Raw genomic sequence first — 13,734 nt, forward strand, 5'->3', positions numbered from 1 at the left:
ATCATGTTTGAACCAAAAACGTCATATTGTTCTGTCTGCTTTCCGTGTATGATGATGTAAGCGTCAACAAGACTAATTATTCCACGCTTTATAGGGAGAAATATGAATGAGATTGAGAAAAGGAGTAGGATCCGCCTTAGTCATTAGCCTTATCTTTATAGGCTTGCTTGCCGGCTACATCGGCTTAAACAAGGATGAAATGAGCAATAGGGTCAATTCATATGGCACTGGTGATCCGCAAACGAAACAAGCTTCCAATCATACTCAGCCGGTAAAAATTAAATTGGGGATTTGGGAATCAAAGACGGATATCGAATTTTGGACAGAAAAAGTAAAGGATTACTCTATTATTAAACCGAATGTAACGGTTGAAGTGGAAACGATCCCCGATAACAGCGGCCAATATTTGAAGGTGCGCTTGGCGGCAAATGATTTGCCGGACTTGTTCTACTTGAAGCCTGGTCATCTGTCCATTTACAAGGCTTCTCTTCTTTCTCTGGATGAATTGAATGCGACAAGCAGAAATAAATACCCGGCAGAGTTGGATGGTAAAATAATTGGTTTGCCGCTTGTTTCTTTCTCCGAATATGTCTATTACCACCCGAGTATTTTCCGGGAGGTGGGTGTCGAGGTGCCGCAGACGTTTAACGAATTTATAAATGTGCTGGAGAAGATCAAATCGCACGGCAAATATATTCCTATCGCAATCGGCGGCAAGGAAGAATGGACCTTTTATCCCTTTATTGAATTTGGTCCTCCTATTATTACGGAGGATGAAAATTATTTGGCAAATCTAACAAATATCGAAAAGCCGTTTGGAGAGGGCTCCGCCTTTGAGAAAGCCGCAAATTTGCTCAAGCGGATAGCGGAGAACAAGCTGGCAGGACCTGATGCGCTTGGCATCGGTTTTGATCAGGCGAAGCAATTGTTTCAATCCAATCAAGCGGCTATGATCGCGCTCGGACAATGGTATTATTCAGACCATATGTCTAAGGTGGATTCCGATGAGGATCTGGGTGCGTTCGCGCTGCCTTGGAGAGCGACGACAAAAGAGCGGCTGCAGGCTGTCACCATGCCCGATCAATATATGGCCATCAACAAAAATTCCGAAAACACGGTAGAAACGATAGCTTTCCTTGAATGGATGTTTAGTCCTGATGTTTATCAAGCGTATATTAACAATTCGCAGAACTCTTCAACCTTGACCGATGTGAATTCTGTTATGCCCTTCTTTAATAAAGTGAACAACAGCCACCCGTTCCATCCATTTATGTATCAGGGGCTCGATGAGAAATTCGCGAAGGTGAAAAACGCTGCTCAATATGACGAGAAGAAAATGGCGCAAGAAATTTTTGCAGGTGCAACCATAGCTGATATGCTCAAAAAAATGAATGAAAATTGGAGCAAGGCGGTTCAATACGTCGATAACAATAATATCCATTTTCCATTGTATTTTGACAGGTGAAATCAGAGGGGGAAGTATGATGGCGAAGTACCAAGCTTTCATAGTAGATGACGAACCTTTAGCCAGATTAGCACTTCGGGAGTTCATTTCATTAACTTCAACGGACATAGAAATTGCAGGAGAGGCCGGCGATGGGGAAGAGGCGCTTATGCTTCTTAAGGAGCGTCAAGATGTCGACATCATATTAGCTGATATACAGATGCCGCGCATGAACGGAGTGGAGCTTCTTAAAGCCCTTCGCGATGCTTCGTTAACGCGGCAGCCGCTCGTCATCATGCTCAGCGCGTATGGCGATTACGGTTATGTAAGGGATTCCTTCGTACTTGGCGCCTTTGATTATATGCTCAAAGCGAAATTAGACGAGGCGTATATTGCGCCTGTGTTGAAAAAAACGGTAGATGAACTAAAAAGGCGCCAAAGAACAGAGGAGTCCGTATCACCCGCTCAAGACGAAGAAGAAACAGTATGCTCCATCCTGCACCGGATTTCCTTAACCCATGCTTCGAATCAAGCGGATTATGAACAAGATGAAGAGCTGAAGCAAGGCTTGGAATTTGTCAGGAATCATTTAGGAGAGAAAAATCAAGAGGTAGCGCTGATTCGCATGTCCGAGGTCATTCCATTCGAGCACATTCATCGAATGGTTCTGCAAACGATTCGGACCGTTACGAATACTGACCGGAATGAGGGAGTATGCCGCGTCTGTCGTCATGATGATCGTCATTATACGCTATTTTTCACGTTTCCCGAGCAATGCAGTACGCTGGCCATTCGAAGACTGACCCAAAGTGTATTAACGGATGTGAAAATTAGGCTGAAGCAGTTTTTGAATCTAAATCTATCGATTGGGATCAGTGATGTCGCAAGCGGCGTAATGCAGTGGAGCCGATTGTTTAGGCAAGCTGAACGGCTGTCGATCCTTAGCTACTATCATGGATACGATCGTTTGTTATATCCTGAAGCGGAGAGGCCATTTCGGATCGAAGCAGAAGATTGGAAGGAAAAGTGGGCATCTTTCAAGTCGGAGCTGCTGCTAGCATTAAAGGAAGCAGACCCTTCGCTGTGGAAGCAGCAGATGCAGCTTGGCTTCGAGCGGTTAGTCGAGAGGTTTCCTTCTTCCCCCGACGATATCAAGTCGGCACTCAGTGACCTTATTTGGGAGGCGGGGACGCTGATGCACAAAAACGGCGTTTCTTGGGAGACGCTGCATGAAAAGTTTCCGCATCCAGTAGAGCATGTTCGCACTCTGGAGACCTGGGATGAGACGGTGCAGTGGTTAGAGCTATTTCTAGAGAAGGTGCATGAGAAGCTGCATCCCAAATCACCATGCACTGCCGCTTGGCTCAGCCCCGTCGTTGCGAAAGCAAAGGCGATTCTAGAAAATCATTTTGATGAGGATATTCATTTATCGAATATTAGCGAGACGGTTGGTGTTAGCGAGAGCTATCTAAGCAAGCAATTCGCGAAAGAGACCGGTATTAACTTCATTTCTTATTTAACGAACTTGCGGATTGAAAAGGCCAAGGAAGGTTTGGAAAACGGGTTGAAAATTTATGATGTTGCGGAGAAAGTAGGGTACGTCAACCCTGAGCATTTTAGCCGTATCTTTAAGAAAGTAACAGGGCTTAGTCCGGTAGCCTATCGTAAGGAGAAAGATAAGCGTCTGGTCATCTCCTCTTATATTTAGCTTGATAGGGACATCGGATAAAGAACCTTCGAATCACTTTTATGTGGTCTGGAGGTTCTTTTGCGTTCTCACATTTCTGTGTGGATTTCGTTCAAGAGCAAAAAAAGTCGTTAAATGCAAAAATGATCAACTTTACTTCAAAATAGATCATTTGTATCCGCTTCCACGGTTTGTATGATAGAGGGGTCAATAAAACCAAGGGGAGGGATACATATTGTATCGAAAAATTCTGATGAACTCGCTGATCTGTACGATTTGTACGATGCTGTGGATGTCTGCTGCTAGCGCGGAGAAGGCATCCGATTTTGTTATGAAGGCGTCGGATAAGGAGTCCGCAAAAGCACAATTTACGATTACGCTAAGCGGAGAAAACATGAAGGATTTATACGCATATGAAGTAAAATTCAAGTTTGACCCTGATCAATTGGAGGTTGTAAAAGCAGAATCGAGCATAAAAGGATTTTCTGTCTCTCCGATTGTCAAAAACAATGAAATTACGTTCGCCCACACCAAGATCGGTAACGTGAAAGGTGAAGCCGGAAATATGGATATAAGCACGATCACCTTCAAAGCGAAAAAGGCTGGAACCGCTAAGGTGAATTGGACTTCCATGAAAATAATCGATCAGAACCTTAAGGATCAGTCCTTTATGCTAACGCAGTCCGTCGATTTCACGAAAATATTCAGTGATATTGTAGGGCACTGGGCGAAAGACGATATTATGCAAATGGTTAATAAAAGCATCGTGGAGGGCATCGATAACGATCGTTTTGCTCCAAACAACAACGTAACGAGGGCGCAGTTCGCAGCTTTGATCGCTAGAGCATTAAAGCTGAAGGAGGGCAATGGTAAAAATCCGTTTGCTGACGTTAAAGCAGGCTCGTGGTATGAGGAGACGGTAAAAAGCGCTTATGCGGCAGGTATTATCACTGGATTAACCAGCTCGTCATTTGCACCTGATAAAAGCATTACGCGTGAGGAAATGAGCGTTATGCTGATGCGAGCGAAGGCCTATGCTGCGGGAGTGAAAATAGACAGCCTGAAAACAGGCAGCTTAAAAGGTTTTAAAGATGAAGGCGACATTAGCGAATGGGCCAAAAAATCGGTTGGGTTCGCCATTGCTTCTGGATTGTTGAAAGGAAGAACAGCAAGCTCCTTCTCTCCTAAAAAGTTTACAACTAGAGCGGAGTCGGCTGTCGTCATAAAACGTTTGTTGTCAGGCAATTAAAGATACATTTTGTATCGTGCTTAAGTGTTTTTTCGAGGGGGGATGCAAAAAAAGTCACATTTGGCAGGTCGAGTTGCGTTTCATTTTTTATTAAGCACAGAGAGGGAGATCAAATTGAAAAGTAGCACCAAGCCTTATCGTATTCTTTTGGCTATGTTATTGGGAATACAGCTATGCATGCCATCAGCTGCTGTATTCGCAGCCGAGCAAGATACGGTTTATTTCAAGGATTATAATGACGGAACTATTACAGGTTGGACAGCAGGCAAAGGGTCAACGACGTTTACTGCGGATAATGGGGCTGTTAAAGCTGTTACGCAGGGAGCCGTTATTGTATACGATCAAACTTCGCCTCAATTTGCGGATGGCGAGTATGAGGTCAAGCTGAAGTTTAATGAGACGCCAACGAGATTTGGGCTAGTTTACCGTTATGTCGACAGCAGCAATTACAATATCATCCAATACGATTTGAACAGCTGGGGCTGGGATTCTGTAAAGGCTGGCGTAGAAACTTACGGCAATATTGCTTCTACTAGTCCAACGTTTGCAGCCGGACAGCAATATACGTTTAAACTGCGTTATGTGAAAGACAGCGTGGAACTGTTTGTTGACGGCGTTAGCGTTCTAAGCACGAGCTTGCCGAGTGTGCCAACAGGCGCCGGTAAAATCGGACTCCGCAGCTGGTTCGCAAATAAGACGATTGCGATTGATGACTTGAAAGTGACCGAGGCAAAGGTTACTACTCCTGATCCAAAGCCGATTACCGTCGTTGATACGCTCACATCCGATTTGATGAGCGTAGAAATTGACAAGGAATTCCCGCGGGTGAAAAATTACGTGTGGAAAAGCAGCGGCGCGGAAATGAAAGGCCAATTAAACGGCTTTAATGAATTGAAAATTAATAACAAATCCTATTATCCTACGGCAACTGCCTATGCGAAAAGCGCGGCAACGTCGGATAAAGGAGAAACAGCATTGTACACCCTTCATATCCCTGAAATTAATGTGGATTTGAAGGTGGCCATGGAATTATCTCATAACATCCTTAATTTTAACGTCGTTAGCCTTGAGGAAAAGGGCAGCGTAAAGGTTAAAACGATCGAATTTCCTAACCATGATCTCGTATCCGTGCTTGGAACGCAGGAAAAAGCGCAAGAAACGGCTGCATGGGTTACGGGCGGCTGGAATGAAGTCAATGAGGAATATAAAGACCTTAAAGCGGGAGCAACCGATGTTAGCGGAGGCCGCACCTATGCTTTCCTCAACTCGGACCAGTTAGCTGCAACGATGATCACCAATGTCGTGAATGATTACGATAAGGTGCGCGTGAAGGTAGCTATGGATACGCAGCTCGGCACGAAAAAAGCGACGATCTCAGGTGGCGCGTGGGTTTACCGAGGCAGCGATGTGCTAGATCCGGAGCCATTGCCTTGGGCGAAGGTTATACTGACGCCGGATGCGAACAATGACAGCTTAGTTGACTGGCAGGATGGTGCTATCGCTTATCGCGAGCACGCAGAGGTGCCGTTTGGCAGTGAAAAAATTCGCGACAATCTCTCTTATGTAAGTATGAACATTGGTTCTACCACATCAACGCCGTTCTTGCGCGCTTTCGATAACGCGAAGAAAATTTCGAATTTGACGGACGGGTTTGGACAAATGATTTTGTTTAAAGGCTATCAAGCTGAGGGACATGATGATTCCCATCCGGATTATGGCGGTCATATCGGAATTCGTCAGGGCGGAATTGAAGATTTCAACTATGTGCTAAGCGAAGGCAAGAAATACAATATCCTTGGCGGCGTTCACATCAATGCGACGGAATACATGCTGGATGCATACGAGACGAAGATGGAAAACTTGAATCAGCCGTTAAGCAAAGGCTGGGGCTGGCTGGATCAGGCTTACTATGTAAACAAAACAAAAGATGTGGAATCCGGCGAATTAAAACGCCGTCTTGATATGCTCAAGAGCGATACCGGGGATAATCTTTCATTTGTTTATGTAGATGTCTATGCAGGTGCTGATTACAATGCAAAGAAGCTATCCGATTACATTAATGGCAATGGCTGGATGCTGGGCACGGAATTTGCAGGCCCGCTTTATCAGCAAGCAGCATGGGTACATTGGGGAACGGATCCCGGCTATCCGAATCAAGGCAATAGCAGCCAAATCATTCGTTTCGTGCGCAATCACGTGCTTGATGGATTTTTAACCACGCCATTGTTGAAAGGAAATAAGCAGGTTGGTGTAGGGTATTGGCAAAGCGGTGCGGTCTTCAACAGCTACAAAGAAACAACTGCCGCATTCTTTAATCATAACTTGCCAACTAAATATATGCAGTATTTTCCTATTACGAAAATGACGGAAAATCGAATTGAATTTGAAAGCAATGTGGTCGTTGAACGCGGTCAAGACACCAAAATTCATTTGAGCAAGGACGGCAATGACATTGCGATCATGACCGACAGCAGCAATATCAGCAATAGTACGGTGTTCATTCCATGGAATCCGGAAACGGAAGAGAAAATCTATCACTGGAATCCAGCAGGCGGAGCTACGACATGGAACGTTCCGGCTTCATGGAGCAATGTGCAAACAGCGCAGCTTTATAAGCTTTCTGATCTTGGGCATGAGCTTATAGGCAGCGTACCAGTAACAAACGGTCAAGTGACGCTGACTGCGGAGAAGGGTGTCGGTTATGTGCTTTACAAAACGACTGCTCCGGCAAATAAGGATATGCTGTGGGGCGATGGCGGTTCGGTAAAAGATCCGAGCTTTGACAGCCAAAGCTTTAATAATTGGAGCAAATCCTCGACAGCAGCAAATACAGATCATATTCAAATTGTCAAAAACAACAATGCGGAAGACCAGCTTCAAGTGAATGGTCCAGAAGACGCGACGATCGAGCAGGTCATTACAGGACTTGAGGCCGGCAAAACGTATTCCGCATCCGTATGGGTTAAAGTGGACGGAAAACGGACTATGAAAATCGGCGTGAAACAAGGCGATTCTGAGGTATCCAATTATTTGGAAGATACCGAGCACGGGTATTTGTCGCAGCAGCATAAATATTCGAACAGCAAATACCAACGGATCAAAGTATCGTTTGATGCGGTAAGCGATACTGCATCGTTGTTCTTGAAAGTAGAGAAGGGCAGCGGGAATGTCGTGCTTGACGATGTGAGGGTATGGGAGAACCCAACCAAGACAGATGAGGGAGATGCCATCCTGTTCGAAGACTTCGAAAATGTCGATGAGGGCTGGGGACCATTCGTCTATTCGAAAACAGGACCAGTACGGACTCACCTCGTTGAAAAGGGCGGCAACCAAATTCAAAGCTATGTTTTAGACGGCAAATGGTCTCTCAAAACGAATGAGGAAGGAACGGGAGAATGGCTGCGAACGCTGCCGCACACGCTCCGAATGAAGGAGGATAATTTGTACCATCTGACGATGGATTACAATTCCGACGAGCTGGATATGTATACGGTTGCTGTACGCGTCAACGAAAACGGTGTTGTGCGCGATCTTGTTTCCCAAAATCTCAAGGCAGGTAAAAATACGATAGATCTATCTTTTGCTACGGAAGGCGCTAAAAATGCTTACTTAGCTATCATTAAAAACAAATTGAACAACCAGAAGGAATTAACAGGAACGCTCGTAGTCGATAACATTCGCGTTAACGATGAAGGACCGATCGTACCGGTCGAGGGAGTCCTTGTTAACAGCGTGACGCTCTCCAAGCAAGAAATGGAATTAAATAAAGGTGAGGCTTCTCAAATCAATGCGCTTGTTGGCCCAGCTAACGCATTTAATAGAAAGCTGCAATGGCAATCAAGCGATGCAAATGTGGTGTCCGTTGATCAAACAGGCAAAGTGTCCGCGGTCGGCATTGGATCAGCTACGATTACAGCTGCATCTACGGATGGCAGTCAAGTGAGCGCAGTGGTGCTGATTCATGTTTATGATGCAAATACGCTCATTCCACAATCGGAGATGACGGCGAGCGCATCAAGCTTTCAGCCAGGCGATGATCCAGAAAACGCGCTAGATGGCGATATTTCCTCACTTTGGCATACGAAGTGGAGCCCAGCACATTTGCCGGAATCCATTACGCTTGATCTTGGTGGAAGCTATACGGTAAATCAATTTAATTACACGCCAAGAACAGGAGCGGTTAACGGCATTATTACCCGTTATAATCTATCCGTTAGTACGGATGGGGTCAACTTCACGCAAGTCGCGACGGGCACTTGGGCTCGTGACGAGAAGGTGAAGTCGGTAAGATTCTCGGGGGCAGCAGCTACTCACGTTAAGCTCGAGGCAACAGAGGGTGTAGGCAATTTTGCTTCCGCGGCAGAGCTTAATGTGTTTAAAGCAGTTGACCCATCGGAAATCGGAGTGACCAGCGTTCAGTTAGACAAGGCGGAGGCGACGCTCAAGGAAGGCGAAACGACTGAGCTTACTGCAACCGTATTGCCTGAGAATGCAATAAACAAAAACGTAACCTGGTCTTCCAGCAACGAGGCCGTTGCAACAGTGGCTTCGCAGGACGGTCATGTAATCGTGACCGGCTTGAAAGCGGGTACAGCAGATATTACCGTAACGACGGTGGACGGCAAATTTACAGCTGTAAGCAGAGTTACGGTGCAAAAAGCGGATGTTGAGCTGCAGCCGGCGACTACTCTAATCGCACCGGAAAGCGTTCCGACAAAAACGGAATTTGCAGTGAAGCTTGGACTGCGCAACATTAAACAAAATATTTATGCGCAGGATATTAAGCTTCAATACGACGCTAACGTTATGGAATACGTTGGGGCAAGGTCATTGATCTCGGGTGTGAGCATCGTCGCTGATCAGGACGAAACGCCGGGCGTGCTTCGTTTTCTGCTTGCAAGTGAAGGATCTGCGCACGGAGTAACAGGAAGTGCGGATGTTCTTGAGTTAACCTTCAGATCGAAGGATGTGGCAGGGAAGAAGATCGGAAAGATTTCCGTTACCAGCGCGGAACTTGCCGACAGCAGTGTGGAATTGACTGCGGCGCCTTCTACGGTAGACATCGAGTTTGCTGAGAAGGGCATTAGCGGCGATATTACAGGTGACGGCAAAGTAAGCATCGGCGACTTGGCGATTATCGCAGCTCATTATGGTAAAACAGCGTCCAGCTCAGATTGGCAGCTGGCGAAGAAAGCAGATATTAACGGAGATGACGTAATTGATCTGGAAGACCTTGTTACCGTTGCAAGAAAAATTGTGGAATAAATAAAGTCCAACACGGCTGGCTGCATGATGTGATCGATATCATTGTGCAGCTGGCTTTCTTTCTGCCTGCTCAAAATAATAAATTGGGGTGAATTTCAAATGAAAAAGTGGATGAGTATCATCGGCATAGCCAGCATGATATTTTGTTCCATACCTCTACAGTCAGCTGGTGCGGCAGAAGCTGCCGTCAATGCTAAGCCGAAGGTCATACCAAGCTTACAGGAGTGGACGGGCGGAAGCGGCTCCTTCACGCTGACAAATAACTCGCGCATTGTTCTAGCGACCAATGATTTAACATCGGTAGCGGAAGTGTTCCAAGACGATCTGAAAGAAATAACGGGTAAGGATATTCCGATTGCAAGCGGTCAGCCAGCCTTAACGAGTGACTTCGTTCTTGGGGTAAACAGCACAAGAGATAACGCGATTGGCGATGAAGGTTATACGTTTGAGGTTGGCGATTACGTGAAAATAAAAGCGAATACGACGAAGGGCGTTTTTTACGGAACGAGAACAGCGCTGCAAATTTTGGAGCAGGATTCTTTGAAGTCGAGCATCGTGAAAGGGATCGCCAAGGACTTTCCTAAATACCAAGAACGCGGCTTCATGCTGGACGTAGCACGTAAATTTTTCCCGATGAGCGATCTCAAGGAATATGTAAAGATGATGTCCTATTACAAGCTGAACGATTTCCAGCTGCATCTCAATGACAATGAGATCTTCTCGGATACGAGCAGGCTGAACTGGAATAAATATTCTGCCTTTCGCTTGGTGAACACCAAGTACCCCGAATTGACGGCTAAGGATGGGCACTATACGAAGCAGGAATTTCGTGAGCTTCAAGATCTAGCCGGCGTTCGCGGGCTCAACATTACGCCTGAATTTGAATCGCCTAGCCATGCGCTGGCGCTGACGAAAGTTAGGCCAGATCTCGTGAAAGATAATCTGCCTGTCGATCATTTGGATATTACTCGTCCGGAAACGATCGAATTTGTCAAAGAGGTCATGGACGAATATTTGGATAATCAATGGTTTGACAGCAAAGAGATTCATTTTGGCGCCGACGAGTTTGATCGAAATGATAGAACGACCTTCGAGTATTACAGGCAATATCTTAATCAAATGAACGCGTATTTAAAAAGCAAAGGGAAAGTATCCAGAATGTGGGGCAGCTTATCGCTATTCACAGGAACGACGCCGGTTGACAAGGACATTATTACGCATATCTGGAACAATGGCTGGCAAAATCCAGTCGATTCGTCCGCACAGGGCTATAAAGTCATTAATACCGTAGATGGCTACCTGTACATGGTGCCAAAGGCGGGCTATTACCGTGATTACTTGGATACGAATTGGCTCTACAACAATTGGGAGCCTACCTATTTCGGCAGCAATCTCCGTTTGCAAGACGGGGACCCCAATCTGCTTGGCGGCATGTTCGCGGTATGGAACGATAAGCTTGGCAAGATGGTAAGCGCGGCTGATGTCCATGATCGCGTCAAGCATGCTATGCCTGTGATGGCGGAAAAAATGTGGAGAGGACAATCGAGCGACTCCACCTTTAGCGAGTTCAAGCAGCTTAGCGATCTGCTTGGCATTGGGCCAGGAAACGATCTTCTGCATGAGGTAGATTCGGTTGGAGAAACAGTCGTTCATTATTCTTTTGACGAAGGGAATGCAACATCGACAGCGGATCAATCCGGCAATTCATACAACGGTACGCTAAAGGACGCGGATTGGACGAATGAAGGGAAGATAGGCAAAGCGGTTATTTTTGATGGCAAGACAGATCGGATTGAGACAGGTTTGACGGTAAAAGGCTTTCCTTGGACGGCAGCGGCTTGGGTTAAGCTCGATGACCAATCGCAATCGGAGGAAGCGATTTTTCTGAAATCAGAATACGGCATGCTTAAGCTGAAACAAAAGGGCAGCGTTAACGCCGGATTCTCGCGCGAGGGTTTTGATTTTACCTTCAATTCCGCCATTCCGACAGGACGGTGGGTGCATGTCGCTTTCCGTGGAGATTTGCTCGGAACCTCCTTGTTCATTGATGGGGAGCTTAAAAGCACCTTAACCGAAACGACGCTGCTCCCTTCGGCTTCCATCGGAAGCAAGACAAATTCCTTCCTGGGAGCTTTGGATGAATTCAAGCTTTATGACCGTGCGCTGTCTGGCAAGGAGATTGGTGAAGCAGCAGGCTCGCCGCCTTGGACTGTCAATGCAGCAGCACATAAAACGGCAACCGCTTCTTCCGTTGAAGTCAGCGCTTTCCAACCGGGTCTAGCCTTCGATGAGATTGAATCCAGCGCTTCACGCTGGTCATCGAAATATACGGACAATGAATGGATTTATGTGGATTTGGGTCAATCCATCGATATTGGCAAGGTCATTCTGAAATGGGAGAATGCCAATGCCAAGGGATATAAGATTCAAGTTTCGGATGATGCTCTTTCCTGGCGTGATGTTTATTCCACCAGCGCGGGCCTTGGCGGCGTGGAAATCGTTAAATTTCCAACGGAAAGCGCGCAATATGTACGTATGCAGGGTACGAAGCGCATAGGGCAATACGGCTATTCCTTATATGAATTCGAGGTTTATCCAGCGAATCCGAATGATCCTGTTCCGGTCCCGATCCCAGTGCGCTATAAGCAAAATTTCGAAGCGAATACACTGGAAGGCTGGAATCATGCGATTGGGGCTGGAGGCGGCAGCATGGCCCTCGTGGATGATCCGGGGAATGCAGGCCAGCATGCATTGAAGCTTACTGCTAATAACATTAGCAACGTGTTTGTGGATGGAAATTCTCCAGCGATTAAAAACGGCGAGATCGAATTTAAAGTGACTCCGCAGAGCGATGTAATTCGTGCGGGTATTATTTTCCGGTATGCGAATGAAGGATCGTGGGCTTCAGTTGGCTTTGACCAGCGCGGCTGGTACTGGGTAAACGCGCAGGACAGCTATGGAGCGATGACCTCCGAGCAAGGCGCAATGCTGCGAAAGGGCGAAACGGCAACGGTAAAGGTCAAATTCGAGGGATCGTTTATAACGCTAATGGTAAATGGAACGACATACTTTGAAGGCGCTTTGCCTAATCTTCCAATTGAAGAGGGCAAAATGGGTGCGCGGGTATTCGGTTCAACGATTGCTGCTTTTGACGATTTCCAATTTAACAATAATGTTGCTGAAGTGCTGGTAACGGGCGTTAAAGTGGATAAACCGTCCATTCAATTGAAAAAAGGGGAAACGGCGGAGCTTGTTGCCACAGTGCTGCCAGGAAGCGCAACGAACAAAAAAACAACATGGGCGAGCAGCGATGAGGCTGTGGCTAAGGTCGTTGTCGCAAATGGCAAGGCAATCGTAACGGCGATTGGAGCGGGCAGTGCCGATATAACGGTCACGACCGAATCAGGCGGGTTTACAGCTGTCAGCAAAGTGACGGTAATACCTGCAAATACAGAAGCTTTATCTACAACAATCACGGCTCCAAGCAAGGTAACGTACGGTGAGCCGTTCAAAGTCAGCTTCGGTCTTCAAAGTGTAACCGAGTCAGTTTATGCACAGGACATTACGATCCAGTATGATGCCAGCCTAATGGACTTTGCGTCGGCTGAATCGTTGATCGATGGCGTTGCGCTTCTGGAGGTGAAGAAGGGAGAGGGCTCCGTCCGGCTGCTCTTGGCCAGCCAAGGGGGAGAGCATGGAATAGCCGGAGATTCGGTAATTGCGGAGCTTACCTTTACGGCGAAGAAGCTCGAACAGCCTCTAAAGGGGACCATAATCGTGTCGGACGCTTTGATTGGCACTGGCAGCGGAGAGGAATTTAAGGCAGGTTCATCCACAGCTGAGGTTAACTTCGAGAATGAGCTTCCAGGACTTCCGGGAGACTTGAACGGTGATAACAAAGTCAGCATAGGCGACCTTGCTATCGTTGCGGCGAACTATGGAAAAACGCCGGCTGATTCGGATTGGGAGCAAGCGAAGCGGGCAGATATGAACAATGACGGCATGATCGACATTAACGATCTTGCGTTTATTGCGAAAAAAATATTGGAATAGATCAAGCAACCAATAACCAATGGAAAATGACATGGC

The 13,734-nt window shown here is 46.5% G+C and carries 5 protein-coding genes; all 5 read left to right on the forward strand.

Translation table 11 applies throughout. The annotated features are described in order from the left end of the window. Window positions 1–106 precede the first annotated feature (106 nt). The 5 genes from RCO25_RS11660 to RCO25_RS11680 all read left to right on the forward strand — a co-directional run bounded on the left by RCO25_RS11660 (window position 107) and on the right by RCO25_RS11680 (window position 13,698). The gene (locus RCO25_RS11660; RefSeq protein WP_308996315.1) at window positions 107–1,465 is read left to right on the forward strand and encodes an ABC transporter substrate-binding protein; all 1,359 of its coding nucleotides are present in this window, start codon (window positions 107–109) and stop codon (window positions 1,463–1,465) included. Window positions 1,466–1,481: 16 nt separating this feature from the next. Then, window positions 1,482–3,152, forward strand: a complete 1,671-nt coding sequence (locus RCO25_RS11665; RefSeq protein WP_308996316.1) for a response regulator transcription factor — start codon at window positions 1,482–1,484, stop codon at window positions 3,150–3,152. A gap of 214 nt (window positions 3,153–3,366) precedes the next feature. Continuing rightward, entirely contained in the window at window positions 3,367–4,380 is a 1,014-nt protein-coding gene (locus RCO25_RS11670) for an S-layer homology domain-containing protein (protein WP_308996317.1), read from the forward strand. A 177-nt stretch (window positions 4,381–4,557) separates the two neighbouring features. Next, entirely contained in the window at window positions 4,558–9,645 is a 5,088-nt protein-coding gene (locus tag RCO25_RS11675) for an endo-alpha-N-acetylgalactosaminidase family protein (protein WP_308996318.1), read from the forward strand. Between the two features lie 99 nt (window positions 9,646–9,744). Next, a complete protein-coding gene (locus RCO25_RS11680) occupies window positions 9,745–13,698 on the forward strand; it encodes a family 20 glycosylhydrolase (RefSeq protein WP_308996319.1) in 3,954 nt (1,317 codons plus the stop codon). The last annotated feature ends 36 nt before the right edge of the window (window positions 13,699–13,734 follow it).

Source organism: Paenibacillus sp. LHD-38 (assembly GCF_031157315.1).
Classification (GTDB): domain Bacteria; phylum Bacillota; class Bacilli; order Paenibacillales; family Paenibacillaceae; genus Pristimantibacillus.